Genomic DNA, 25,441 nt, shown 5'->3' with positions numbered 1-25,441 from the left:
CCTCATGACCACCACCGCCTTGCCGCACGAGGAACTGGCCGCCACCTTGCGCGGCGACCTGATCACGCCGAGCCACCCGGGCTACGAAGAGTCCCGCGCGGTCTACAACGCCATGATCGACAAGCACCCGGCGGCGATCGCCTACTGCCGCGACGCCGCCGACGTGGTCACCTGCATCCGCTACGGCCGGGCCAAAGGCTTGGACATCGCGGTCCGCGGCGGCGGCCACAACGCGGGCGGCCTGGGGGTGGCCGACGGTGCGCTCGTGATCGACCTGTCGAGGCTGCGCAGCACGACGGTGGACCCGGAGCACCACACGGTTCGCGCCGACGCCGGCTGCACCTGGGGCGACGTCGACCACGCCACGGTGGCGTTCGGCATGGCCACCCCATCGGGCATCGTGGCCTCGACGGGGGTGGCGGGCCTGACCCTCGGCGGCGGCATCGGTTACCTGGCGAGACGGTTCGGCCTGACGGTCGACAACCTGCTGGGAGCGGACGTGGTCCTGGCCGACGGCTCGTTCGTCCACGCCTCGGAGTCCGAGCACCCGGACCTGTTCTGGGCCCTGCGCGGCGGAGGAGGCAACTTCGGAGTGGTGACGTCGTTCACGTTCCGCTGCCACGACATCGGCGAGAACGGCGTGGTGATCGGCGGCCCGGTGCTCTACGACCTGGCCGACACCCCGGAGGTGCTGCGCTGGTACCGCGAGCTGCTGCCGTCGTTGCCGGAGGAGCTGAACGGCTGGTTCGGCCTCCTGACGGTGCCCCCGGCACCCCCGTTCCCGGAGCACCTGTGGGGCCGCAAGGCGTGCGGGATCGTCTGGTGCTACACGGGAGCGCACGACAAGGCGGACGAAGTACTGGAACCGGTCCGTTCGTTCGGGGAACCGCTGCTGGTGGGTCTGCAGAACATGCCTTACACGGCGTTGCAGGGAGCATTCGACGCGCTGTACCCGCCGGGCCTGCAGTGGTACTGGCGCGCGGACGTGTTCCACGAAATCACCGACGAGGCAATAGAAATCCACCTGAAGAACGGCGAGGACCTCCCGACCATGCATTCGTCGATGCACCTGTACCCGATCGACGGAGCGGCCAGCAGGGTACCGGCGAACGCAACGGCGTTCCCCCACCGAGAAGGCGGCTGGTCGGGCGTGATCGTCGGAGTGGACCCCCAACCGGAGAACGCGGAGAAGATCGCCCGGTGGACGAGGAACTACTGGGAGGAACTCCACCCGACATCGGCAGGAGGGGCGTACATCAACTTCATGATGGAGGAGGGCCAGGACCGAGTGAGGGCATCGTACCGGGACAACTACGACCGCTTGGCCGCGGTGAAGAAGAAGTACGACCCGGAGAACGTGTTCCACATCAACCAGAACATCCGCCCGCAATAGACCCAAGACGGGAGCGAAAGCCCCCGAAGGGGGCACCCAGACCCCCGCAACCCCGATCCGAAGCCCCAACACGGCCGGCGGCAGGTTGTCAAGGCACGCTTTCCCGCCTTGACAACCTGCCGCCGGCCGTAGTCACAATCGGGCATCGGGGTGGCGGAGAAAACACCAACCTGAAACATAAATCAGGATCGAAGAGAACCCCGCCACCGCTGCCAATCAGTAACAGCGGACAACCCGGAATCAATCTCTTCACCGAGAAGAGCGGAAAGCTGAGCAGCAACATCCGAACCCAGCAACTCCCCCACCCGATCCAGCAACGACAAAGCCTCCCAAGGCGACCCGGCAAGAGACCCCAGCGAAACCCCGGCCTCCGGAGCCCTCAACCCCTCTTCCAACCCGAACCGCCCAGCGGCCAAAAGAGCAGCAACCACAAGATGAGGCTGAGCATCGGCCCCGGCAAACCGGAACTCCAGCCGAGGCTCCGAGGAGGGCCCGGCAACCCGAACCGAAGCGGTCCGATCATCATGACCCCACCGGACATCCAGCGGGGAAAACGGCGAAGTCCGCAACCGCACGAACCCGTTCCAGGTAGGCGACCAAACAGCGGTCAGCGCCCGAGCATCCCGAAGGACACCGGCCAGAAAACCACCCAGCAGATCGGCTTCCGAGCCATCCACGGCAGACAGGGAAAGGTGAACGTGCCCGGAGTTCCCCTGCCCGGGCTCAGGAGCAGCGAGATAGTCGGCAACGATCCCATGCCGAGCGGCAACCCGCCGGACAACCAGCTGCTGCAGAAGGACATCATCACAGGCAGCCAGAGCATCCCGGTGCCGCAGAACGATCTCGTACTGCCCCGGATGACACTCCGCCCGAGCCGACTCGACCCCGAGCCCCGCCTCGGCCAGCTCCCGCCTCAGCTCCCCCAGCAGCGGAACCAGCCGTTCGGTACCCCCCACCGCATAGTCGACACCATGAGAGGTGAGCGGCACCCCGGAGGAATCCCGGAAGACGACCTCGTGCTCGATCCCGACCGAAGGAACGAGACCCAGCCCCTCCAGGGCGGTGAGCTGAGTCCGCAACACCTCCCGGGGCGCCAGCTCGGCGGCCACGCCCGAAGGCCATTCGACATCACCGACAACGGCCCAGGTGCCCTCGCCGAGCGGGATGGCCGAAGCGGCATCCGGCCGCACCCGCAGATCACCGAACCCCTCGAGGTACCCGCCGAGCACGCCGGAGGCCGGCAGCGGATCGCGGGACGGCGACCAAGCGAGGACGTAGCTGCAGACCCCGTAACCGTCGTCGAGGACGGAGGCGGCAAACGGCCCGGCCAGCTCCACCGCGGCGAACCGCGCGTGCGGATCGGGAACCAGCAGCAGCAACCGGGCCCCTTCCTCGCCGAGCACCCCGCGCAGGACGCCCTCCCCCACCACGGCCGCCGCGCGCCGGGCGGCCAGGGACCGCGGCCCGACCGGCCGCGCGAACGCCGTCACCACGCGCCGCCCGGATCCGGCGCGTGCAGCGGGTTCGGCACCCGCCCCCAGCGCACGTCGAACTCGTCGTCCCGCTCCACCTTGTCGAAGCCCTGCCCGGCGAAGTGCTCCCGGTTGAGCGTCACCCGCTCCACGTCCGGCGCGAACAGGCGGCACGCGTCGAACCGGGCCGCCAGGTCCGGGTTCTCGTCCCGGTACCGGACGGCGATCTCCCGCACCGGCGCCCAGAACGCCGCCCGCGGCAGGCCCAGTTCGTCGAGCAGGACCTCGGCCCAGAACCGGAACTGGCCGGAGAACACCGAGCTGAACAGCGACTGGGCCAGCAGGTGCGCGGGCCAGCGCAGCATGTCCGCGGCCGCTTCGGGCGGCAGGGACGCGTAGCTCTCCAGCGGCTCGTCGAGCAGGTCGACGCCCTGCGCGAAGTCCTTGATCAGCACCCGCTGCGGGAACCCGGCCGCGTCGACCACCAGGATCAGGTTCTGGCCGTGCGGGCAGAACCCGACGCCGTGGCGCAGCAGCCACTGCAGCAACGGCGTCAGCAGCAGGTCGAACAGCCGCGTCAGCCACGCCACCGGGTCGCCGCCGCCGATCAGGTGCGCCAGCACGGAGCCGCCGTCCGGGCCGCGGTACGGCAGCGCGGCGAACGAGATGGCGCGTTCCCCGTGCTCGAGCCGGATGGGCTCGCGCCACAGCGCTCCGAGGGTTTCGTGGAACCGGTACGGCAGTTCCTCGAGGTGCCCGAACAGCGGGTGCTGCACCGAGACGCTGGCCACCTCGCCGAGCAGCCCGAACCGGTACTTCCCGGTCAGCAGCGGGTCGGCGGCGCCGACCCGGCGCAGCCACGTCGTCACGGACGGCCCGGCGAGCGTGGCCGCCGAGTTGAGCCCGCGGTAGACGAGCGTGTTCCGCACCGACACCGCGGTCTTGACGTCGTGCCGGCCGGGGTGCTGACGTTGGCCAGGGTCCGGACCGTCTGGTGCGGGCGGTAGGCGTCGGCGCTCTCCCCGAGGTCGATCACGACGCCGGTGGCCAGCTCGGCGGCGTAGAGCGTGCCGAGGATTTCGTCGGCCTGCCACGGGTGCACCGGCACCCAGACGTAGTCCCCGGGTGCCTTGGCGGCGAATTCTTCGCGCTGCTCGCCGAGTTCGGCGGCCAGCAGCGCGTCCCGGCTCAGCTCGTCGACGCAGCGGAACTCGGCGTGGTCCGGGTGGACGGCGAACCAGCGCAGCCGGACGTCCGCGCCCGCCTCGGGCGCGTACCGGGCCCGGTCGCGCGCGGAGAACCCGACGCGGCCCTTGTTGAGCACCAGCCGCGGGTGGCCGGTGAGGTGCCCGTCGGCGACGTTGTAGTCCATCGTGGACAGTGCGGCCGCGGTCGGGGCGCGGCGCAGGCGGGCGGCCTCGTTGGCGACCGTCGAGGTCAGCTCGGCGAGCACGTCGGCCAGCCGCAGCCCGCTCAGCCCCAGCACTTCGCGGGCGTCCACGACGAGGGTGCGCGGGTCGGTGACCGGTTCGCCGGACCGGCGCGCGCTGCCGGGTTCGACCGTCCACGCGTCGAAGGCGCCCCGCCGGGCCCGGAACGTGTAGACCGCGCCGGGCAGCTCCAGCCGGTAGGCGTCCCCGTCGGCGACCGGCTCCAGCATGTGCTCGTAGGACAGTTCACCGAGCATCTTGTGCGTGATCAGGGCGCCGGCCGCGCGCCAGGCGGCCGCCTCGTCGGTGCTCACTTGTCCTCCAGGCCGAACGTGGTGAAGGCGGTGCGGTCGGGCAGCTCGTGCACGGTCTTGCCGCACACGGCGTTGAGGATCACGGCCGCGCGCCACGCGCCGAGCCCGAGGTCGGGCGCGCCGGGCCCGTGGGTGTGCCGTTCGGCGTTCTGCACGAACAGCGAGCCGGGCACGTCGAGCGCGACGCGGTAGTCGGCGCCGACGTCGAGGCGGCCCTGCCGGTCGCGGCGGACGGCGTCGCCGAGCCCGGCCAGCAGCGGCCCGGTCGGCGCCTCCACGTACCCGGTGGCCGCGACGACGGCCTTGGTGCGCACCGTCCCGTTACGGCCCTGCTGCGCGTGCCGCACAACCAGTTCGATCTCGTCGTCCACTCTGGACGATCCGATGACTTCGACGCCGGGCGTGAGCACCGCACCGGGTGGGCCTGTGATGCTGCGGCGGTAGAGCTCGTCGTGGATCGCGCCGATCGTTTCGGTGTCGATGCCCTTGTACAGCTGCCACTGCGTGGGCAGCAGCCGGTCGCGGACGGCTTCGGGCAGGCCGTGGAAGTACGCGGTGTAGTCCGGGGTGAACTGCTCCAGCCCGAGCTTCGAGTACTCCATCGGCGCGAACGCCGGTGTCCGGGCGAGCCAGCGCAGGCCGTCCACAGTGGATCGGCCGCGGAGGAGGTCGAGGACGACTTCGGCGCCCGACTGCCCGGAGCCGACCACGGTGACGCTGTCCGCGGCGAGCAGCGCGTCCCGGTGCGTCAGGTAGTCGGCCGAGTGCAGGGCCAGGACACCGGGGTCGGCGACCGGCTCGCGCAGCGGTTCCGGCACCGACGGCACCGAGCCGACGCCGAGTACGACGTGGTCCGCCAGCACCGGCTCGCGCCCGGCGATGGTGAGCTCGAAGGCGTCACCGGCCCAGCGGATGCCGGTCACTTCGTGCCCGAAGTGGCACGACGGCAGCCGCGCGGCGGCCCAGCGGCCGTAGTCGTCGTACTCTTCGCGCGCCGGGTGGAACCGCTCGGCGAAGTAGAACGGCAGCAGCCGGCCGCGGTCGCGCAGGTAGTTGAGGAAGGAGAACGGGTTCGTCGGGTCGACCAGGGTGACGAGGTCGGCCAGGAACGGCACCTGCAGCGTCGCGCCCTCGACGAGCAGGCCGGGGTGCCAGCGGAACTCCGGGCGCGCGTCGAAGAAGACGGCGTCGAGGCCGTCGACGCCGGTGGCGAGGGCGGCGAGCGAGAGGTTGAACGGCCCGATCCCGACCCCGGCGAGGTGGTGGCGCCTCACGAAGCGACCGGGCTTTCCCGGACGGCGACGAGCTCGGCACCGGCCGTGGCGACGATCCGGTCGAGCAGCGGCAGGTAGTCGGCGACGGTGGTGTGCGGGTGCAGCAGCGTCAGCTTGAGCCACAGCTGGTTCGCGCCGCCGGGCCCGGTCGGCAGCGCGGCCCGGCCGATCACGGCGGTGCCCGCCTCGAGCAGGGCCCGGCGGACGCGCGCGACGAGCTCGTCACCGCCCGTCTCGTCGGCGGCGACCGGCCGCAGGACCACTGTGGACAGATCGGGCGGACCCCAGAGCCGCAGGCCGGGGTGGGCGTCGACGTGCCGGGCGAGCTCGGTCGCGGTGGCGCAGCAGCGTTCGACGAGCGCGCCGAGGCCGTCGGTGCCGAGCGCGTGCACGGTGACGGCCATCCGGAAGGCGTCCGGCCGCCGGGACGTCCGGATGGAGCGGCCGAGCAGGTCGGGCAGGCCGGCCTCGGTGTCGTCGTCGGCGTTGAGGTACTCGGCCCGGACGGTGAGCGCGGCCAAGTCGGCGGCCTCGCGGGCGGCGAAGAGCCCGGCGGCGACCGGCTGCCAGCCGAACTTGTGCAGGTCGAGCGCGACGGAGTCGGCCAGGTCGAGCCCGGCGAGCTTGGGTTTGAGCGTGTCGCTGCAGAGCGCCAACCCGCCGTAGGCCGCATCGACGTGCAGCCTTGCGCCGTGTCGACGGCAGATCTCGGCGATTGCGGGCAGCGGGTCGAGGGTGCCGGTGTTGGTGGTCCCGGCGGTCGCGACGACGACGCAGCCGGGGGTGAGGATCCGGTCGAGCGCCTCGGGGAGCAGGCGGTCACCCTCGCAGGGGACGACGATCGGGGCGGGCAGGCCGAGCAGCCAGGCGGCCCTGGCGACGCTGTGGTGGGCGTTGGCCCCGCAGACGGGCTGGACGACGCCGTTTTCGCGGGCGAGGAGCAGGCCGAGGAGGTTGGATTCGGTGCCCCCGGTGGTGACGACGGCGTCGGGGTGCGCGGCCTCGGGGTAGCAGAGCCGGGCGATCCCGGTGGTGAATTCGCGTTCGAGTTCGCCTGCGACGGGGGCCTGGTCCCAGGAGTCCATGGAGGGGTTGAGGGCCCCGGCGACGACATCGGCGGCCACGGAGACGGCGAGAGGGGGGCAGTGGAGGTGGGCGGCGCAGGCGGGATCGGCGGGATCCGCGGACCCGGCGGCGAGCAGCCGGCTGAGCTGTTCGAGCGCGGCTTCGGCCCCGACACCGCGGCGGGGCAGGGCACCGGTTCGAGAGGGTCCGGCGCCCGGCCCGGCTGCGGCGGGCTCCCGGCTGCCGGTCTGCGCGGGTTCGGGGTGGTTCGGCCCAGCGTGCGCCGCGGTCGGCTCGGGCGGAACCGTGTCCGGCTCGATGTCCTGCGCGGGCTCGCCACGCTCCGCCACCAGGGCCGCCGCCACGGCCGCCGGGCCGCCTGCCGGGATCGGGCCGCCGCGTTCTGCCACGCCGGCCGCCATTCCGCGCAGGGCCACCGGGATCAGCTCGCCGAGCCGGTCCGCGCCGCCGTCGCCTCCGGCCAGCCCGTCTGCCCGCATGTGCCCGCCTTTCTTAGGGTTGCCTTGCCTACACTGAGCAACACTACGGCGACCGACGGCTGCCTGTCATCCGGTCCCGTCCAGCATGCTCGACCGGGTGGCGGCGACGCGTCGGCCATCGGGAGTAGGTTCACCGCGAGGAGGTGATCAGCGTGCCCCGGTGGGACGTCCTGGCGGCCATCGGCGCCGGCGGCGCGCTCGGCAGCCTCGCCCGCTACGGCCTGTCCGTCGCGATCCCGCACGCGCGCGGCGAGTTCGCCGTCGCCACCCTGCTCACCAACGTGCTCGGCTGCCTGCTCATCGGCGTCCTGATGGCGGTGCTGACCACCACCGCGCGCCCGCACCACCTCCTCCGCCCGTTCCTCGGCGTCGGCATCCTCGGCGGCTTCACGACCTTCTCCACGTTCGTCACCGACACGCTCGAGGCCGCGACGACCGGGCGTCTCATGGGATCCTTGGCGTACGTGGCCGCCTCGGTGGGGCTGTGCCTGACGGCCGTCGCGGCCGGCCTGGCAGCGACGCGCGCGGTGCGAAAGGGACGCTGATGGAAGGACCTGCCACCCGCCTCACGATCTACCTCGGCGAAGACGACCACTGGCACCACAAGCCGCTCTACCACGAGATCGTCCGCCGGGCCCGCGATGCCGGCCTCGCCGGCGCTTCGGTGCTTCGCGGCGTCGAGGGCTACGGCGCTTCGTCGCTGATCCACACGACGCAGATCCTGTCGCTCTCGGAGGACCTGCCCGTGGTGATCGTGATCATCGACGAGGAGCCGAAGCTGCGCGCGTTCCTGCCCCAGCTGGACGAGCTGGTCGGCGAAGGGCTGGTGACGCTCGACCAGGTCGAGGTGGTCCGCCACAGGGGGCGGACGGAGTGACCCTCGTTTTGGTGGCCCTGGGCGGCGCGGCGGGCTCGATCCTGCGCTACCTGACCGACCGGAAGGTCCAGCAGTGGCGCGACTCGCCGTTCCCGTTCGGGACGCTGACGGTGAACATCGCGGGCTCGTTCATCCTGGGCTTCCTCAGCGGCTGGCTCCTGCACGGCGCAGAGCCGTCATCGGTGCGAGCGCTGGTGGCGGTGGGCTTCTGCGGCGGCCTGACGACGTTCTCGACGTTCGGCTACGAGACGGTCCGGCTGTTCCTGGAGAAGACGCGGCTGTACGCGGTGCTCAACGTGGTCGTCACCGTCCTCGCGGGCCTGGCGGCGGGCGCGCTGGGCCTGCTTCTCGCCACCGCGGTCTTCGCCTAGCGGTCCGGACGCCCCAGCCGCTCCTGCACGCGGCCGAGTGCCTCCTCGAGCCGCCGGGCCTCGCCGTTTTCCCGGCCCGCGCGGCGCTCGAGCTTCCACTCGACGTACTCGCCCAGCGTGGCGCCGGCCCACTTACGCTTCACCCGGCGGCGGCGCCCCAGCAACCGCAGCTCGGCCGCCTCCGCGCGGGCTTCGTCGGGCACGCCGGTCGCCGCGCGCAGGGCGAGGCTCTCCCGCGCGCGGTTCGCGCGGCGCGCGAACGCCTTGCTGCGCGGCAGGTTCTTGCGGCTCGACTTGGCGTTTTCGCCGTAGTCGTCCCGCCGGTCCTTCAGGTAGCTCAGCCGCTTCTTCTCCGGCGGCGTCTTCCGTCGCATCCGTCCCTCCTCCGTGGCCAGGAAACACCCGGCCCCGGAGGAGGGCAACGCAATATCAGCGCGGCGCCAGGCCGCGCACCTGCTCGAACGGGTCGTCCCCGGTCGGCAGCAGGGCGATGATCGGCGTGGTCAGCCCGTTGTCCACATAGGTCTGGACCTGCTCGCGGCACGACTCCACACTGCCGTGGATCACCAGCTCGTCGACCACCGCGTCCGGGATCACCTGGTTCGCCTTCTGCCGGTCCCCCGCCGCCCAGGCCTCGTGCATCGGCGCGAGCGCCTCGCCGCGGCCCAGCCACTCGTGGAACGCCGCGTACACCGGGACCGTCAGATAGCTCGAAATCAACATCCGGCCCAGGCCGCGGGCCGCTTCGGCGTCCTCCGTCGGGCAGACGAAGATGCGGGCCGCCAGCTCCACGTCCGGACCCACCACCGAACGCACCTTCGGGACGTCGGAAGCGGCGAGCCAGTTCGTGATCGCGCCGTCCGCCTCGCGCGCCGCCAGGCGGAGCATGCCCGGGCGGAGCGCCGCCAGCATGATCGACGGCGGCGGGTCCGCCGGCCGCTCCAAGCGGAACTTCGACACCGCGAACGTCTCGTACTTCTCGCTGACCTTTTCCCCGGTCAGCGCCGAACGCAGGAAGCGCAGCGTGTCGCGGGAGCGGGCGAACGGCTCTTCGAAGGCGGCCGCGTTCCAGCTCGACACGATCACCGGGGACGACGCGCCGATGCCGAGGACGAACCGGCCGGGTGCCAGCTCCGCCACCGTCGCCGCCTGCATCGCCAGCAGGCCGGGGCCGCGCGTGTACACCGGGACGATCGCCGTGCCCAGCCGCAGCTGGGGCGCCCACTGCGAGGCCAGCACCAGCGGCGTGAACGCGTCCGTGCCCGCCGTCTCCGCCGTCCACGCGTCCGTGTAGCCCAGGTCCGGCAGCTGTTCCACCAGCTCGCGGTGCGCGGTCAGCGGCACCCCGGTCAGCGGGATCGTGAGTCCCCAGCGGCTCATGCGTTCTCCTTGTCCACGGCCGACAGTTCGCGCAGCAGCCAGTCCACCTGCGTGCGCATCAGGTTCTCCGCGACCTCTTCGGCCTGCGGTGTCATGTGGGTCGCGCCCGCCAGCGGCAGGAACACGTGCGGGCGGCCCTTGGCCAGCAACGCCGACGACAGCCGCAGCGCGTGCGCGACGAACACGTTGTCGTCGGCCAGCCCGTGCACGATCAGCAGCGCCCGGCTCAGCTCGGCCGCGCTCTCGATCAGCGAGTTGTGCGCGTAGCTCTCGGGTTCGTCCTGCGGCTTCCCGAGGTAGCGCTCGGTGTAGTGCGTGTCGTAGAGCGACCAGTCGGTGACCGGCGCGCCCGCGACCGCCGCGTGGAAGACGTCCGGGCGCCGCAGCACGGCCAGCGCCGACAGGTACCCGCCGTAGGACCAGCCGCGGATCGCGACGCGCTCGGTGTCCAGCTCGGGGAATCGGGCGGCCGCCGCCTGCAGGGCGTCGGCCTGGTCCTGCAGGGTGACGTCGGCGAGGCGCCCGTGGATCTCGCGCTCCCACACCGCCCCGCGGCCCGGCGTGCCGCGGCCGTCCGCGACCAGCACCGCGAAGCCCTGGTCGGCCAGCCACTGCGACGTCAGGAACGCGTTGCGGCTCTGCAGGACGCGCTGCGCGTGCGGCCCGCCGTACGGGTCGAGCAGCACCGGCAGCTTGCCCTCGCTCGGCTCGTACCCGCGCGGCAGCAGCAGCGCCGCGCGCAGGCCGCGCTCCCCCAGCGTCAGCCAGGTCAGGTTCGGCACGATGTCCGGGTCCACAGTGGACGACTCGATCGTGGCGACCGGCTCGGCGTCGCGCAGCACCGAGACGCGCGGCCCGCTGTGTTCCAGGCTCCACGACGACAGCACGGTGACCGCGGCGGACCCGGCGCCGACGTGCACGCCGTCCACAGTGGACAGTCGGCGCACCGACGCGCCTTCGGTGCGGAAGACGTGGATCTGCGTCGGGTCGTCCTCCGAGGCGCTGAACAGGATCTCGGCGCCGACGTCGAGCACGGCCCGCAGCTGCAGCCCGGCCGGCGTGACGGCCTCGCCGCCGACGAAGAGCCGGTGGTCGCCGTCGACCATGCCCTCGACGACCAGGCGGCCGTCGGGCGTCCACGCCGGCACGCCGCCGACGATGTCGATCCAGTGCTGGTCGCTCGCGGTGTGCACGACCGACGTCGAGCCGTCGGTGACGTCGAGGGCGAGGACGTCCATCCGCTTCTGGTCGCGCGGCTGCACGGCGAGCAGCGGCGCGCCGCCTGCCGACCAGTGCACCGAGGCCAGGTACTCCCAGTCGCCCGGCGCCACGTCGACGCGCGAGCCGTCCAGGCCGAGCACGGCCAGCGACACCAGGGCGTTCGTGGTGCCCGCGGCCGGGTAGGCGACGACGTTCGCCGGGTGCTGCGGGTTGGCGGGGTCGGCGATGGTCCAGCGCGGGACCGGGCCGCGGTCGGAGCGCTCGGCCAAGACGCTGCGGCCGTCGGGGGCCCACCAGTAGCCGCGGGTGCGGTCCATCTCCTCGGCGGCGATGAACTCGGCGAGGCCCCAGGCGATGTCCTCGCCATCCTCCTCGACCAGCACGCGGTCGTCGCCGGTGGCCAGCTCCAGCACGTGCAGCCGCCGGTTCTGCACGTAGGCGACGTGCGTTCCGGTGGGGTCGGGCCGCGGGTCGATGACCGAGCCGTCGACGCGCAGCGTCACCTCGCCCGAGGCGAGGTCCAGGGTGTAGAGCTTGCCCGAGAGCGAGAACACCGCGACCGTGAAGGCCGCGTCGACGCCGTAGTGCACGACGCCGCCGCCGGTCTCGCGGGCCCGTTCGCGCCGCGCGCGCTCTTCGGCCGGCAGCTCCTCTTCGCCGGGCAGCAGCTCGGCGGCGTCGACGAGCTTGGTCTCGGCGCCGGTCGCCAGGTCGGCCGACCAGAGGCTGTGCCGGGGGTCGGTGCCCGACTCCGCGCGCAGGAACAGCACGCGGGAGCCGTCCGGGGCCACCCGGAACTCCTTCGGCGCGCCGAGGGTGAAGCGCTGGGTCCGGGCCTGTTTGCGGAGGAACGGGAGGTCGTCGACATCGGTCACGCCCGCACTCTTCCAGACGATCACGCGGAGACGCCAACGCCCTTCAGCTTGGCCAGCTCGGCCTCGACGTCGTAGTCCGGTTCCGGGAACCGCGGCTTCAGGTCCGCGAGGGTCTCGATGAGCAGCTCGGCGACGGCCCAGTTGCGGTACCACTTGTGGTCGGCGGGCACCGCGTACCAGGGAGCCTGCGCGGTCGAGGTCTTTTCGAAGATGCCGGCGTAGGCCTTCGCGTAGGCGGGCCAGTGCGAGCGGGCTTCGAGGTCGCCCGGGTTGTACTTCCAGCGCTTCTCGGGCGTGACGAGCCGGGCCTTGAGCCGCTTGAGCTGCTCCTCCGGCGAGATGTGCAGGAACACCTTGAGGACCGTGGTGCCCGCCTCGGCCAGCTCGGCCTCGAACGCGTTGAGCTCGGCGTACCGGCGGCGGCGCTCGGCCGCGGTCAGCAGGCCGGACACCTGCGGGACGAGGATGTCCTCGTAGTGCGACCGGTCGAAGACACCGATCCGGCCCGGCGCGGGCAGCTGCTTGCGGATCCGCCAGAGGTAGTGGTGCCGCCGTTCGACCGCGGTCGGCTTCTTGAACGCGGCGTACCGGACACCCATCGGGTTGACCAGGCCGAGCACGTGCGAGACGGTGCCGCCCTTGCCGGAGGTGTCCATGCCCTGCAGCACCAGCAGCACGCTGCGGTTGCCGCCGCCGACGCCCTCGGCGTAGAGCGCCTCCTGCAGCGCGGAGAGCCGCTCGCCCGCGCTGCCGAGCCGCTCGAGGGCCTTCGCCTTCTTGCCGGGCCCGACCGGGGCCGAACCCGGATCCGGCAGCTCGCCGCCGACGCGCAGTGTGTCCCGGACCCGGCTTCCCTCGTCCTTCTTGGCCATCCCGGCAGGCTAACCGCTCAGGCGGCGGCTTTCTCGGCGAAGAGCTTCAGCAGGGTGCCGTGCCCGCCTTCGCCCGAGACGCCTTCGCGCACCTTCGGGCCGGTTTCGCCGTGGCGCTCGAAGCCGCGGTGCTCGAGCTCGACGCGGGTGCTGCGCGGCCCTTCCTCGATGAATCTGACCTCGATCTCGCTCGCGTTCGCCGGATCCGGATCGATCCGCCAGTCGCCGTCGATGCGCCAGGACAGCACCACCCGGGCCGGCGGCTCCCAGACCAGCACCTCGCCCCACTGGCACTCGGCGCCGTCGACGGTCCGCTCGTACCAGCGCCCGCCTTCCTTCGCTTCGAGGACGGCTTCGGCGAGGTCGGCCGCGCCGATGTGATGCTGCCGCGGCCACCAGCTGTCGAAGGCCTCGGTGTAGGTCTTGAACGCGTGCTCCCGCGAGCAGGCGACGGTGACGCTCTTGCGGAGGGGTTCCAAGGTCATGACTGCTCCTCTTCGGTGGATTCCGCCAGTTCGGCGAAGGCCTTCAGCGCGTCCGACCACATCCCGTCGAGGTAGGCGCGCAGGGCGGCGATCCCGGCCGGTTCGAGCCGGTAGAGCCGCTTGGTGCCGGCGGCCCGGTCGGTGACCAGGCCGGCCGCCTTGAGCACCTTGAGGTGCTGCGACACGGCCGGGCGGCTGATCGGGAGGTCCGCGGCCAGCTCGCCGACCGCGCGCGGCCCGTCACGCAGCGCTTCGAAGATCGCGCGGCGCGACGGGTCGGCGAGGGCGGCCAGCTGGTCGCTTCCGTAAGTCGCCACGAACGGTAAGTTACGACTTACCGACGTCGCCGTCAACCGTCACGCAATGTTTCGCTGGCGTGAACGGGATATTGCGCAACGAACAACGGGTGAAAGCAATGAATCCCGGCTGAAGTCTGCGTGTTCTGCCTCTAACCTGAACGCATGACGACGTTCGCCGGCCGGGAGACCGCCGCCCCCACCGCCGCGAGCTTCATCGAGCTCGACGAGCGGTGGAGCACGCACAACTACCACCCGCTGCCCGTCGTGATCGCCGAAGCCTCGGGCGCCTCGGTGACCGACGTCGAAGGCCGGTCCTACCTCGACTTCCTCTCCGGCTACTCGGCGCTGAACTTCGGCCACCGCCACCCGGACCTGGTCGCCGCCGCCGTCGAACAGCTCGGGCGCGTCACGCTGACGTCGCGGGCGTTCCACCACGACCAGCTGGGGCTGTTCTGCCGCGAGCTGGCCGAGCTGACCGGCACCGACCTGGTGCTGCCGATGAACTCCGGCGCCGAGGCCGTCGAGTCCGCGGTGAAGATCGCCCGCAAGTGGGCGCACCGGGTCAAGGGCGTGCCGGACGGCACCGCCGAGATCATCGTCGCCGGCTCGAACTTCCACGGCCGGACCACGACGATCGTGTCGTTCTCGACCGACGAGACCGCCCGCGCCGACTTCGGCCCGTTCACGCCGGGCTTCGTCACGGTGAAGTACGGCGACGCGGCCGCGCTGCGTGACGCGATCACCCCGCGCACGGCCGCGGTGCTGCTGGAGCCGGTGCAGGGCGAGGCCGGCGTGATCGTGCCGCCGGAGGGCTATTTCGCCGATGTCCGGCAGGCGTGCGACGAGCACGGCGTGCTGCTGATCGCCGACGAGATCCAGTCCGGGCTGGCCCGCACCGGCACGGTGCTGGCGCTGGACCACGAAGGGGTCCACGCGGACGTCTACACCCTCGGCAAGGCCCTCGGCGGCGGCATCCTGCCGGTGTCCGCGGTGGCCGGCCGCCGTGACGTGCTGGGCGTGCTGAAGCCGGGCGAGCACGGCTCGACCTTCGGCGGCAACCCGCTGGCCTGCGCGGTCGGCCGGGCGGTCGTCCGGCTGCTGTCGACCGGCGAGTTCCAGCAGCGGGCCACCGAACTGGGCGCGCACCTGCACACGCGGCTGGCCGAGCTGGTCGGCCATGGCCTGTCCGAGGTCCGCGGCCGCGGCCTGTGGGCGGGCATCGACATCGCCCCGGGCGGCCCGTCGGGCCGGGCGGCGTCGCAGGCCCTGATGGCGCGGGGCGTGCTGTGCAAGGAGACGCACGAGCGCACCCTGCGGGTCGCGCCGCCGCTGGTGATCACCCGCGAGGAGCTGGACCGCGGCATCGACGCGATCGCCGAGGTGATCCGCCCCTGAACCCCCGGACGCCGCCGGGTGAGCCTCCCGCCCCGGCGGCGTCCGGGCACAACGTCCGACACCCGCTCCGGCTTTGCCGGGCTGACCGCCGCCGGCCCGCGGGTGCCGCTTGAGACCACCCGACCGGCGACCTGCCCGGCTTCCGGGAGCACAACGTCCGCTTCGGACGTTGTGCCCGGTATGGGATCAGGGGAGTGGGCAGAACGGCCGCTGGCCGGCACCGACAGCGTCACGCCGGCCGAGCTGTACGAACAGGGGAAGCGGCTCCGGGAGAAAACCCCGGCCGCCGTGCACGATCACGAAGCCGCGGCGGATGACCGGCCGTCGCCGCGCGCGTACTTCGACGCCACCAACTCCGGCCGGCTGCCGGAGCTGGTCGAACTCCGGCGGGAGCGGATGCTCGCTTCGCCGTTCACCTTCTTCCGCGGCGCGGCCGGGCTGATGGGCGCCGACCTCGCCGGCACGCCGTCGTCCGGGCTCACCGCGCAGCTCTGCGGTGACGCGCACGCGGCGAACTTCGGGCTCTACGGCACCCCCGAGGGCAAGATCGTGATGGACATCAACGACTTCGACGAGACCGTGCCGGGCCCGTGGGAGTGGGACCTCAAGCGGCTCGCGGCCAGCCTCGTGCTCGCCGGCCGCGAGGGCGGCATCCGCGAGTCCGGCTGCCGGGAAGCCGCCGAAGACGCCGTGAAGTCCTACCGCCGGACCGTCCGCGCGCTGGCCGAGCTGCCGTTCCTGCGCAGCTGGAACGCGCTGCCGGACTCGTCGGTGCTGTCGAAGGCGCGCGCCGACGAGCTGATCGACGACTTCGCCGACGCGGCCGAGAAAGCCCGCAAGAACGACAGCGCGAAGGTGTCGGCGAAGTGGACCGAACGCGTCGACGACCACGAGACCGGCCTGTCCCGCCACCGGTTCGTCGCGGACCCGCCGGTGCTGACGCCCGTCGGCACCGCGACCGCCGAAGCCGTCGCCGCCGGTCTGGCGTCCTATGTGGACACCCTGCGCGAGTCGCGGCGCACGCTGATCGCGCGGTACCGGCTCGCCGACGTCGCCTTCCGGGTGGTCGGCACGGGCAGCGTCGGCTTGCGCAGCTACGTCGCCCTGCTGCACGGCAACGACGACGAAGACCTGGTGCTGCAGGTGAAACAGGCCCAGCGGCCCGCACTGGCGCCGTACCTCGACCTGCCGCAGGCGGTACACGAAGGCCGGCGAATCGTCGACGGCGCCCGCCTGGTCCAGGCCGAGACGGACATCCTCCTCGGCTGGACGACCATCGACGGCGTCCCGTTCATCGTCCGCCAGTTCCGCAACCTCAAGGGCGACATCGACCCGGCGCAGCTGGAGCGGGACCACCTCGACGACTACGGCAGGCTGGCCGGCGCACTGCTCGCCCGCGCCCACACGAGGTCACTGCACCCGAAGCTGCTGGCGGGCTACTTCGCGGACGACTCGGAGCTGGACGAAGCGATGGGCGCGTACGCCGTGCGGTACGCGGACCGGACGGAGGCCGACCACGCCGCCTTCGCGCGCAGCTGACGGACAGGTCCCGCTCGATAGGCCACGCGGCCTCCTGCGCACCGCGCACATCCGGCTTCAGTCAGAGCCTTCGGGATCCTGCTGCGAGAACAGGTCGGGTTCCGCCCCAGATTTGGGTGGGGCCTCGGCTGCGGCAGTTACCGGCAGGATTCCAGCCTCGGTGAGGTCGTCAACCGTGAGCAGCGGTCCCGCCATGATCTCGTCCAGCAGCGCAGCTTGTCGCGGCTCGAGCGCGACACAAAGCTCGAGAACGTTCAGCAACTCGAGCAACTCGGTCGTCATGGCGGGCGTCCATGTGGTCGCGATGATGTGGTCAAGCGGCGACTTCCGGTTCCCGGACGGGTTCTTCTTCCGGTAGCCGAACCAATGCTTGACGACCCACATCCCGGCGACTTTGTAGTTCCAAGCCTCAGGGGAGACCGGGGAGATACGTCCGTCCCCGACGTTCAGGGTCCGTGTCAGCTCGTCATAGGCGATGTGCTCCGGCATGCCGTCCTCGGTGTCCGGAATGCCCACTCGCACCGCGGGGCGACCGGCTCGCATCTTCGGTGGACCGGCTCGGCGACCAGCCGAGGCGTCGGCAAAACGCTCTCCATAGGTGTGCAGCCACACTACCTCGCGACCGACCTGAACCGCGTCGGTCCACAAACTCGAACTGCACGTGAGCGGAATCCTGATGCCCGGAGTCTTGAGATCAGCTGCAAACCGGCGGGTGAAAGCGGGGTGGGCGACGACGGCTGCCAGGTACGCAACCAGATCGTCCGGCATCACGTCGAGGTCAAGCAGATTGGCCAGAAGCCGCAGCAGACCGGGCGAAAGGTTCGGATTGCGACCCGCCGGATCGCGGTAAAGCGGCAAGACTCGGCCACCACGTCCGGCGAAGTGATGCATATCGGGTATGAGACTGGAGAAGACCAATCCGGGTCCGGTACCGATGTCGTGGAGATGCTGCTCCACTACGAAGACCTGCCGGTCCCCGACGGCGGACCACAGAGGAGGACGCGGAGTGGCCAGGAGCCGGGCGTCCGGGAGTATCCACTGCCGATCGAAGGATCGAAATCCGACGCGAGCCAGTTGCGGCGGAGCACCGCGCTCCTCGATGAACGGTGACGCCAATGACGGGTAACCCGGGAGAGGTGGATTCAGTCGCCTCAAGTTCGCGTCGCGACTTTCACAGAACAATGCAGACTTAGTGCCCACATCAGCTTGCACGAGGGTAACCCAGCGCTGGTTGAGCGAAGACCGATCCGGCGCATACACCCAGGTCCGGTTGGGCTTCACTCCCGGCGACTGCCAGGGCATCAGATCGGGGAGCGCAGGCATCGAATTCCAGCGTCCGTCACCAACACTCCTGAACGGTGCAGCCCAGTCTTCGACGCAAGTGGCCCAAGTGGCGTCCACTTGCAGTCGGTCCAGCGCAGCGGCCTTTTCTTGCGCGCTTCCGGATACACTCACCCGGTGGATCAGAGCCGGTACATCAGGGTTCGGTGTACCTCGGCGGATGAAGATCGCCACGCATATCGGTTGCTGATTCACCGGGATCAAGCGCGTCGATATCGGCGGTTGGTGGCCTTCCGGCGTCAGGTCGATGAACCAGCCTTCGTCCGCCGTCCTCCGGAGGTACTCGCGCATACCCGCAAAGCCCGGACCGGTCGCAAAACCTGCGGGGCACACCAGGGCGACAACACCGGCAGGGTCAGCCGGATGCGCATCGAAGGCCTTCCAAGTCGCCCATCGCCAGAAGTAGATGTACTTGTTCGAAAGGACGTACTCCAGACGACCGTTGCCGGGCTTCTTGAACGCGTGAAGACTCGGCGCTGCGACCAGCGAGCTCGCAGACTCGATCCACGGCGAGGTTCCCTTCACCTTGTCGACGAACGGCGGGTTGCCGATCACCACCATGACCGGCTCTTCACGCTTGACCTGGTTCGCACCTCGTCGTGACCGCTCGATGACCTCGTACATCCGCCCCAACGGCAGGTGCTGAACGTCGGGGTCGTCGAGGGTGTCCGCGAGAAACCGGCGTTCCGAAGCGGGAACCTCCGCGCGGTGGCGTTTCTTGAGCAAGCTGTGGATTCGAAGCTCAGCGACCGCGTACGGAGCAGCCTGGTTTTCGAAGCCGATCAGCCTCTTGGACAACTCGCGTAGGCTCGCTGGAACGGCACCCGGCCCTTCCTCGTCCGCAACCGTGGCAGCGACCTTGTTGACGACCTCCGCCAGGAAGCTTCCCGTGCCCATTGCCGGGTCGACGACGATGACGTCCTTGTCAGCGAACCCGAGGCTCCGTCCCAATCGTGATCGCAGCACGTCGTCCACGAACCTGGTCATGAAGGCGACCAGGGATGACGGTGTGTAGTAGACACCGCTCGCCCGACGCAGAGTCGGGTTGTACATGCCGAGGAAGCGCTCGTACAGCATCGCGTAGGTGTCATCGGGAAACTCTGCCCAATCGACTACACTCAGCACTCTGACCATGGTGGTCAGCGCGACACTTTGCTCCTCTTCCGGCTGATCGGTGAGAACCGTGAGCGCACGCCCCATGAACGAGTGCTTCTTTCCGAGCAGGCGAGCGATCTCACCAATGGAGCGTCCGGGAAAGCTGACGCCCTCGACCCGAGCCAGCAGGAGCGCGAAGGTGACTGTTTGCGCGTACTGGTCCGCGAACTCGATGTCCGACAGAGTCGGGAAGAGAACTCGCCGCCAGTCTTCCGCAAGCCCGAGGAAGGTCTGCGCCTTCGACTTTCCGGATTTCTCTCGCGCAATTTCGGCGACCACGTCGTCCCGGAGCAAGCCACAGAGGTTGGCGATCAGGCGGACGAGTTGGTCCAACGTACGTGGCCGTTCGGGTTCCCACAGCAGGAAATCGGTGAGCACCCGCGCGAAGTCCGTGCCGACCGTGTGGAGTTTGCTGCCGGCACGATCGAGGCCAGGCTCGAGCCTGGCCACCACGCCCTGCAGTTCGCCGAAGTGGTAGCGCGCGAACTGCTCCCCGTCCGTGTAGAGCACGTTCGGGAGCCGCTGAAACTTATCCCACTGCTCGAGATCGTGCTTGCTTGCCTTCGTCCAGGTGTCCGGAACACCGTGGCCGGGCTTCTTCAACTCGACGTACCCGGCACGAGCGCCCGCAACGTCGATCGCGTAGTCGGGACGGATCGAGAGATCGGGGAGACGCGTCTCACCGATACTCGTGATCTTGAGACCCAAACTCCCCGCAATCGCCGCAAGCATGCGCTCGAACGGGCCGCGCAGGTGATCTTCTTTCGATCCGTGACCAGTCAGAAGCTTGCTGGTGACTTCTCGCCCGAACTCGGCGATGACCGTTTCGATGACCGTGGTTCCGATCATGAGTCCGACCGTGCGGCTTCGGGGCATTTACCCTCCTGCCAAAAAGACAACCCGACAGATCAAATTCACCTGATTTCAACCGGACTGTCTTCGGCCTAACGTGTATGATCACAAAGCCGCACGATTGCGAAGAGTCAGCAAAGATCACGACAACATACTGATCGGGATACGGACTCGCGGCGGAACCACCATTCGAGCGGTCTTCACCTAATTACAGACCTGTACTTCGTCCACTTTTTGACCAGTTTACCACCGGCCACCACCAAAACGGGTCCGTAATTTCCCCTCAATTCCGGCTAGCCAACCAGCGAGGCGACGTCCGCCGCGCAGCCCCAGGACAGCGTGATCCCCGCTCCCCCGTGCCCGTAGCAGTGCACGACGTCGCCCACCCGCTCCAGCCGCACCTCCCGCCGGAACGGGCGCAGCCCCACCAGTGACCGCAGCACCTCCGCCCCCGCCAGCCGGGGTTCCAGTTCGCGGCAGCGGCGCAGGATGTCCGCCGTCACGCCCGGGTTCGGGTCGGTGTCGTCGCGGCCCGGCTCCTCCGTTCCGCCGCACACCACGTGGTCTCCGTGCGGGATCACGTACGTCACGCCCGGGCCCGTCTCGTCGACCACGAACCCCGGCACGCCCGGGTCGGTCACGTGCACGACCTGGCCGCCCACCGGGACCATCGAGGCGTCGTCCGCCAGCGGGCCCGCGCCGAGGCCCGCCGCGTTGACCACGACGTCCGCGGGCAGGCCGGACAGCGTTGTCAGGGTCCGGTGCTCGACCCGCACGCCCAGCGCGCGCACCCCGGCGAGCAGCCACGCCAGGTACACCGGCGTGTCGATCACCGCCGTGGTGAGCTCGACGCGGTCGCCGTCGCGGACGGGGTCGCCGACCGCGGCGAGCCACCGCGGGTCCGGTGCGCCCGGGGGCAGCAGGATCCGGCCGCGGCGGAAGCGCACGCCCGGCGCGCCGTGCCCGCGGAACACCTCGAGGCTCGCCGCGGTCCAGCGCACGAGCCGCTCGTCCGGGCTCCGGCCCGGCGGGTACACCACTCCGCCGGCCACCGCCGACGTCGTCTCCGCGGGTGGGGCCGCCGCCACCACCGTCACCTCGTGTCCCGCTTCCGCCAGCCGGTACGCGCTGGTCAGCCCGACCATCCCGGCTCCGGCGACTGTGACCCGCATCCGCTCCTCCCAGGTCGCTCCCCCGCATCGTGACGCACCCGCGGTGCCCGGCGCCTCCCGGGGCCCCGGCTACCCTCGGCCGGGTGAGGACGACCGCCGCCGTCTGTGGCCTGCTCGCGCTGCTGCTGGGCCTGCCGTTCGCCGGCGGGACCACGCCCGGCGCGGTCGACCGCGCCGCCGACGCGGCCGTCGCGCCCCTGGGTCCCGGCGTGCTGCGGGCGCTCGTCTTCCCGACCGAGCCGTACGTCGTGCTCGCGCTGGGCCTGCTCGCGGTCGTCCTCTGCCTGCGTGCCGGACGGCGGCTGGAGGCCGCGCTCGCCCTCGCCGTGCCCGTGCTGGCGATCCTGCTGACGAGCTGGGTGCTCAAACCGCTCTACGACCGGTGGAAGAACGACACCCTGGTCTACCCGAGCGGCCACACGGTGAGCCTGGTGGCGGTGCTGACCGTGCTCGTCCTCGTCACGCGCCGGGTCTTCGTCGGCGTGCTGGCCGCGGTGACGCTGCTCGCCGCGGCCGCCGGGCTGGTCGGCATGGGCTACCACTACCTGACCGACGTCGTCGGCGGGACGCTGTTCGCCGTCGCGGTCGTGCTGGTCAGCTGGCCGGCACCGCATCGCGAGCCAGCGCCGTCAACCGGCTGACCGCGCGCAGGTACTTCTTGCGGTAGCCGCCGTTCACCATCTCGTCGGTGAACAGCGACGGCAGCGGCTCGCCCGAGACCACCAGCGGGATGGCCCGGTCGTAGAGCCGGTCGGCGAAGGCGACCAGCCGCAGCGCCACGTTCTGGTCCGGCGCCGGGTGGATGCCGCGCAGGTGCACGCGGGTGACGCCGTCCAGCAACCGCCCGTAGCGGGACGGGTGCAGCTCCGCCAGGTGCGCGCACAGCGCGTCGAAGTCGTCCACAGTGGACCCTTCGTGGGCCGCGGCCGAGGACTCCAGCTCCTCCGGCGAAACCGGCGGCGGTGCGTCCGGCAGGCCGCGGTGGCGGTAGTCCGGGCCGTCGACGCGGACCACGCCGAAGCGGGCCGACAGCGTCTGGATCTCGCGCAGGAAGTCCTCGGCGGCGAACCGGCCCTCGCCGAGCTTCTCCGGCAGCGTGTTCGACGTCGCCGCGACGAACACCCCGGCGTCCATCAGCTCCTGCAGCAGCCGGGTGACCAGCGTGGTGTCACCCGGGTCGTCCAGCTCGAACTCGTCGATGGCCAGGATCCGGTGTTCCGAGAGCCGCCGGACGGCCTCGGCGAAGCCCAGCGCGCCGACCAGGTGGGTCAGCTCGACGAAGGTGCCGTACGCCTTGGGCGACGGCGCCGCGTGCCACGTCGAAGCGAGCAGGTGGGTCTTGCCGACGCCGAAGCCGCCGTCGAGGTAGAGCCCCATCGGCCCGGCCGGCTCGGAAGGCCCGCCGAAGAGCTTGAACCGCTTCTTCTCCCGGCGCGCGCCGACCTTGCCCGCGAACGCCGAGCACGCCTCGACCGCGGCGGCTTGGCTCGGCTCGTCCGGGTTCGGGAGGTAGGTGTCGAACCGGACGGCGTCGAAGCGCGGCGGCGGCACCAGCGCGCCGATCAGCTCGTCGGCGGACAGCTCGGGACGGCGGCCGGTCAGGTGCGCGGGCATGGTCGCAGAGCCTAGCCACGCCCCGGGTACCGACGAGCGGGCATATCCCCCGGTAGAGACGCGATTCACGTCCGTGCTGGGATGATCGGGTGCAGCGTGCGTGGCCCGAACGGACGGGCGAACTGAGCAGTTCGGACCTCGAGGAGATCTACGCCTACCCCGAGGGCCTGGACCGGCCCTGGGTGCAGGTGAACTTCGTCGCCTCCGCCGACGGCGCCGTGGAGATCGACACGACGTCCGCCGGGCTCTCGCACGCCGCCGACCGGCGGGTCTTCCTGCTCGGCCGCGACCTCGCCGACGTCGTCCTGGTCGGCGCCGGGACCGCCCGCGCCGAGAACTACCGCGGCGTCGTCGCGGGCCCGAAGCGCCTGGAGCGCCGTCGGCGGCTCGGCTTCACGACCGTCCCGCCGATCGCCGTGGTGACCCGCACCGCCGAGCTCGACCCCGCTTCCCGGCTGTTCACCGAAACCGTCGTTCCCCCGATCGTGGTCACCACGGACACCGCCGACACGCGCGCGCTCGAAGCCGCCGGCGCCGAAGTCCTGCGCGCGGGTACCGAAGACGTCGACCTCGCCCGGGCCCTCGACCTGCTCGCCGCGCGCGGCCTGCGCCGCGTCGCCTGCGAAGGCGGCCCCGGCCTGTTCGCCCGGCTCGTCGCCGACGACCTCGTCGACCAGCTGTGCCTGACCGTCGCGCCGCTGCTGGTGGCCGGGACCGCGGGCCGGATCGCCGCGGGCGCCGCGCCCGCCGCGCCGCGCCGGCTGGCCCTGGCCTCGATCCTGGTCGAGGACGGCTTCACGTTCCTGCGCTACCGCCGGGACGCCGGGTGAGCGACGACACCGAACTGCTCGCCAGGGCCGCGGGCGGCGACGACACCGCGTTCGGCACGCTGGTGCGCGAGCACACGCCCCGGATGTACCGGGTCGCGCTGCGGATCACCGGCAGCGCGGCCGAAGCCGAGGACGTCGTCCAGGAGGCGTGGCTGGCCGCGTGGCGGTCCCTCGCCGGGTTCCGGCAGGAGTCGGCGGTGTCGACGTGGCTCTACCGCGTCGTCACCAACAGCGCGCTCGCCGTGCTGCGCCGCCGCCGTCCGACGGTCTCGCTCGACGACCCGGACCCGAAGTCCACTGTGGACAACGCGCTGCTCGCCGCGGCGGTGCCGGGCCCCGAAGGCCGGGTCGTGCGGGCCGAGGAGGTCGACGCCGTGCTGCGGGCGGTCGGCAGGCTGGAGGTGTCCCAGCGGGTGCCGCTGGTGCTGCGCGAGCTGGAAGGGCTGAGCTACGAAGAGGTCGCCGAAGTGCTCGACGTGAACGTCGGCGCCTTGCGCTCCCGGCTGCACCGGGCCAGGGTGGCCCTGCTCGCCGAGTTGAGGGAGCGGTGATGACCGAGGATCCCGAGTCCGACCCCCGCTGGGACGCCGTGCGCGCGGCGGCCCGGCGCCGGGTGCCGACCCCGCCCGGCCTGGTCGAGCGGGTGCTGCGGACGGTCGCGCGCAGCCGCCGGACGGCGGTGGAGGTGCCCGGCGCGGAGGGCAGGCTCAGCGTCACCGAAGGCGTCGTCGACCGGCTGGCCCGCACGATCGCCGTCGACCGGGCCCCGGCCGGCGTGCGGATCTCGGCGGTCGCGGTCGACGACGACGCCGTGCAGGTGCTGGTGTCGGTCCGGTTCGGCGTGGTGGCCGACGCGGCCGCCGAGGCGCTCCGGCAGGGGATCACCGCGGAGCTGTCGCGGCAGCTGGGGGTCGCGGCGGTGGTGAACGTGCACGTCGTGGACGTCCACCCGGGCCGGGATTAACCCGTTCGGGGACCTTGCGTGAGGGTTCCGCGGCTCCGGGCATCGTAAGGGCGAGAACCCGCCGAGAGGAGCCTGCGCGCATGCACCCGGAACGGACCGAAAGCCCCGGCACGGTCACCCCGCTCAACGAAGAAGGCGCCGCCGGCCGCACCACGATCTCGTCACTGGTCGTGCAGAAGGTGGCCGGCCTGGCCGCCCGCGAAGTCGCCGGCGTGCACACGCTGGGCGGCGGCGGGGTGTCCCGCGCGATCGGCGCGCTGCGCGAGCGCATCCCCGGCTCCGGCACCGTCACCACGACCGGGGTGTCGGTGGAGGTCGGCGAGAAGCAGACGGCGATCGACCTCGACCTCGTCGTCGAGTACGGCGCCCGCATCACCGACGTCGCCCGCACGGTGCGGCGCAACGTGATCACCGCCGTCGAGCAGATCACCGGCCTCGAGGTGATCGAGGTGAACATCTCGGTCAACGACATCTTCCTGCCGGGCGAGGAAGAGCCCGAATCGACGCGGGTGGAGTGACCGCCCGCGAACCACGGGACCCGGAGGGCCGCGCGGCCTTCCGGGCGTTCGTGCGCGCGCACCACCCGGACGTCGGCGGCGACCCGGCCGAGTTCGCGGCCGGGCTCGCGCGCTTCCGCGAGCCCGCGCCGGACGCCCGCTTCGACGCCCCGGTGACCTTCGTGCGCCGCCGCCGCGGCCTCGCCGCGGTGCTCGCCCGCTTCCGCCGCCGCCCGCCCCGGGTGCGCTGAGCT

At 71.4% G+C, this 25,441-nt stretch carries 24 protein-coding genes and 1 pseudogene; 12 read left to right on the top strand and 13 right to left on the bottom strand.

The window, feature by feature from the left end:
- Nucleotides 1-4: 4 nt before the first annotated feature.
- Nucleotides 5-1,393: an FAD-binding oxidoreductase gene (locus HUT10_RS41455; RefSeq protein ID WP_176176186.1), complete on the top strand. Its 1,389-nt coding sequence runs from the start codon at nt 5-7 to the stop codon at nt 1,391-1,393.
- A 182-nt stretch (nt 1,394-1,575) separates the two neighbouring features.
- Here the strand turns inward: HUT10_RS41455 and HUT10_RS41450 are convergent, their stop codons facing one another.
- The 4 genes and pseudogenes from HUT10_RS41450 to HUT10_RS41435 form a co-directional block, all read right to left on the bottom strand.
- Nucleotides 1,576-2,883, bottom strand: a complete 1,308-nt coding sequence (locus HUT10_RS41450) for a glutamine synthetase (RefSeq protein WP_176178281.1) — start codon at nt 2,881-2,883, stop codon at nt 1,576-1,578.
- Nucleotides 2,880-4,609, bottom strand: a pseudogene (locus HUT10_RS41445) (IucA/IucC family siderophore biosynthesis protein). Before HUT10_RS41445 ends, HUT10_RS41450 begins: the two are co-directional and overlap by 4 nt.
- A complete protein-coding gene (locus tag HUT10_RS41440; RefSeq protein ID WP_176176185.1) occupies nt 4,606-5,883 on the bottom strand; it encodes a lysine N(6)-hydroxylase/L-ornithine N(5)-oxygenase family protein in 1,278 nt (425 codons plus the stop codon). Before HUT10_RS41440 ends, HUT10_RS41445 begins: the two are co-directional and overlap by 4 nt.
- Complete coding sequence (locus HUT10_RS41435) at nt 5,880-7,448, bottom strand: aminotransferase class I/II-fold pyridoxal phosphate-dependent enzyme (RefSeq protein ID WP_176176184.1); 1,569 nt, start codon at nt 7,446-7,448, stop codon at nt 5,880-5,882. Before HUT10_RS41435 ends, HUT10_RS41440 begins: the two co-directional genes overlap by 4 nt.
- Nucleotides 7,449-7,591: 143 nt before the next feature.
- Between HUT10_RS41435 and HUT10_RS41430 the strand changes: the two genes are divergently transcribed.
- From HUT10_RS41430 to crcB, 3 genes are read left to right on the top strand one after another with little or no spacing between them, the layout of a single operon-like run.
- The gene (locus HUT10_RS41430) at nt 7,592-7,993 is read left to right on the top strand and encodes a CrcB family protein (protein ID WP_176176183.1); all 402 of its coding nucleotides are present in this window, start codon (nt 7,592-7,594) and stop codon (nt 7,991-7,993) included.
- Nucleotides 7,993-8,325 carry a DUF190 domain-containing protein gene (locus HUT10_RS41425; RefSeq protein WP_176176182.1) on the top strand — a complete coding sequence of 111 codons (333 nt, stop codon included), beginning with the start codon at nt 7,993-7,995 and terminating at the stop codon, nt 8,323-8,325. The genes HUT10_RS41430 and HUT10_RS41425 overlap by 1 nt, the downstream gene beginning before the upstream one ends.
- On the top strand, nt 8,322-8,696 hold the full coding sequence (gene crcB / locus HUT10_RS41420) for a fluoride efflux transporter CrcB (RefSeq protein WP_176176181.1): 375 nt from the start codon (nt 8,322-8,324) through the stop codon (nt 8,694-8,696). The genes HUT10_RS41425 and crcB overlap by 4 nt, the downstream gene beginning before the upstream one ends.
- Here crcB and HUT10_RS41415 read toward each other — a convergent pair.
- The 6 genes from HUT10_RS41415 to HUT10_RS41390 are packed head-to-tail and all read right to left on the bottom strand — an operon-like array spanning nt 8,693 to nt 13,846.
- The gene (locus HUT10_RS41415) at nt 8,693-9,070 is read right to left on the bottom strand and encodes a hypothetical protein (RefSeq protein WP_176176180.1); all 378 of its coding nucleotides are present in this window, start codon (nt 9,068-9,070) and stop codon (nt 8,693-8,695) included. The genes crcB and HUT10_RS41415 overlap by 4 nt on opposite strands.
- 55 nt (nt 9,071-9,125) lie before the next feature.
- Nucleotides 9,126-10,076, bottom strand: a complete 951-nt coding sequence (locus HUT10_RS41410; protein ID WP_176176179.1) for an LLM class F420-dependent oxidoreductase — start codon at nt 10,074-10,076, stop codon at nt 9,126-9,128.
- Nucleotides 10,073-12,172, bottom strand: coding sequence for a prolyl oligopeptidase family serine peptidase (locus HUT10_RS41405; protein WP_176176178.1), 2,100 nt, complete (start codon nt 12,170-12,172; stop codon nt 10,073-10,075). Before HUT10_RS41405 ends, HUT10_RS41410 begins: the two co-directional genes overlap by 4 nt.
- A gap of 20 nt (nt 12,173-12,192) precedes the next feature.
- Nucleotides 12,193-13,044: a PPK2 family polyphosphate kinase gene (locus HUT10_RS41400; protein ID WP_176176177.1), complete on the bottom strand. Its 852-nt coding sequence runs from the start codon at nt 13,042-13,044 to the stop codon at nt 12,193-12,195.
- A gap of 17 nt (nt 13,045-13,061) precedes the next feature.
- On the bottom strand, nt 13,062-13,529 hold the full coding sequence (locus HUT10_RS41395) for an SRPBCC family protein (RefSeq protein WP_176176176.1): 468 nt from the start codon (nt 13,527-13,529) through the stop codon (nt 13,062-13,064).
- Complete coding sequence (locus HUT10_RS41390) at nt 13,526-13,846, bottom strand: helix-turn-helix transcriptional regulator (RefSeq protein WP_176176175.1); 321 nt, start codon at nt 13,844-13,846, stop codon at nt 13,526-13,528. Before HUT10_RS41390 ends, HUT10_RS41395 begins: the two co-directional genes overlap by 4 nt.
- A gap of 144 nt (nt 13,847-13,990) precedes the next feature.
- On the opposite strand from HUT10_RS41390, the gene rocD reads away from it, so the two are divergent.
- The gene (gene rocD, locus HUT10_RS41385) at nt 13,991-15,223 is read left to right on the top strand and encodes an ornithine--oxo-acid transaminase (protein ID WP_176176174.1); all 1,233 of its coding nucleotides are present in this window, start codon (nt 13,991-13,993) and stop codon (nt 15,221-15,223) included.
- A 180-nt stretch (nt 15,224-15,403) separates the two neighbouring features.
- Nucleotides 15,404-16,762, top strand: coding sequence for a DUF2252 domain-containing protein (locus tag HUT10_RS41380; protein ID WP_176176173.1), 1,359 nt, complete (start codon nt 15,404-15,406; stop codon nt 16,760-16,762).
- Nucleotides 16,763-16,819: 57 nt separating this feature from the next.
- Here the strand turns inward: HUT10_RS41380 and HUT10_RS41375 are convergent, their stop codons facing one another.
- Both HUT10_RS41375 and HUT10_RS41370 read right to left on the bottom strand, forming a co-directional pair.
- A complete protein-coding gene (locus tag HUT10_RS41375) occupies nt 16,820-20,107 on the bottom strand; it encodes a type ISP restriction/modification enzyme (RefSeq protein ID WP_176176172.1) in 3,288 nt (1,095 codons plus the stop codon).
- Nucleotides 20,108-20,403: 296 nt separating this feature from the next.
- A complete protein-coding gene (locus HUT10_RS41370) occupies nt 20,404-21,282 on the bottom strand; it encodes an FAD-dependent oxidoreductase (RefSeq protein ID WP_176176171.1) in 879 nt (292 codons plus the stop codon).
- 83 nt (nt 21,283-21,365) lie between these two features.
- Here HUT10_RS41370 and HUT10_RS41365 point away from each other — a divergent pair, with 83 nt between their 5' ends.
- Nucleotides 21,366-21,923 carry a phosphatase PAP2 family protein gene (locus HUT10_RS41365; protein ID WP_254897251.1) on the top strand — a complete coding sequence of 186 codons (558 nt, stop codon included), beginning with the start codon at nt 21,366-21,368 and terminating at the stop codon, nt 21,921-21,923.
- Here HUT10_RS41365 and zapE read toward each other — a convergent pair.
- A complete protein-coding gene (gene zapE, locus HUT10_RS41360) occupies nt 21,877-22,896 on the bottom strand; it encodes a cell division protein ZapE (protein ID WP_176176170.1) in 1,020 nt (339 codons plus the stop codon). The genes HUT10_RS41365 and zapE overlap by 47 nt on opposite strands.
- 89 nt (nt 22,897-22,985) lie before the next feature.
- Between zapE and HUT10_RS41355 the strand changes: the two genes are divergently transcribed.
- From HUT10_RS41355 to HUT10_RS41335, 5 genes are all read left to right on the top strand, one after another.
- The gene (locus HUT10_RS41355) at nt 22,986-23,726 is read left to right on the top strand and encodes a pyrimidine reductase family protein (protein WP_176176169.1); all 741 of its coding nucleotides are present in this window, start codon (nt 22,986-22,988) and stop codon (nt 23,724-23,726) included.
- Nucleotides 23,723-24,277: an RNA polymerase sigma factor gene (locus HUT10_RS41350; RefSeq protein ID WP_176176168.1), complete on the top strand. Its 555-nt coding sequence runs from the start codon at nt 23,723-23,725 to the stop codon at nt 24,275-24,277. Before HUT10_RS41355 ends, HUT10_RS41350 begins: the two co-directional genes overlap by 4 nt.
- Nucleotides 24,277-24,690 (top strand): hypothetical protein, encoded by a 414-nt coding sequence (locus tag HUT10_RS41345; RefSeq protein ID WP_176176167.1) that lies wholly within the window; start codon nt 24,277-24,279, stop codon nt 24,688-24,690. Before HUT10_RS41350 ends, HUT10_RS41345 begins: the two co-directional genes overlap by 1 nt.
- Nucleotides 24,691-24,770: 80 nt before the next feature.
- The gene (locus HUT10_RS41340) at nt 24,771-25,208 is read left to right on the top strand and encodes an Asp23/Gls24 family envelope stress response protein (RefSeq protein ID WP_176176166.1); all 438 of its coding nucleotides are present in this window, start codon (nt 24,771-24,773) and stop codon (nt 25,206-25,208) included.
- A complete protein-coding gene (locus tag HUT10_RS41335; RefSeq protein WP_176176165.1) occupies nt 25,205-25,438 on the top strand; it encodes a hypothetical protein in 234 nt (77 codons plus the stop codon). Before HUT10_RS41340 ends, HUT10_RS41335 begins: the two co-directional genes overlap by 4 nt.
- The last annotated feature ends 3 nt before the right edge of the window (nt 25,439-25,441 follow it).

The sequence above is a fragment of the Amycolatopsis sp. Hca4 genome (assembly GCF_013364075.1).
Taxonomy (GTDB): Bacteria; Actinomycetota; Actinomycetes; order Mycobacteriales; family Pseudonocardiaceae; genus Amycolatopsis.
The sequence above is the reverse complement of the archived record's forward strand: the minus strand, read 5'-3'. Positions and strand labels throughout refer to the sequence as shown.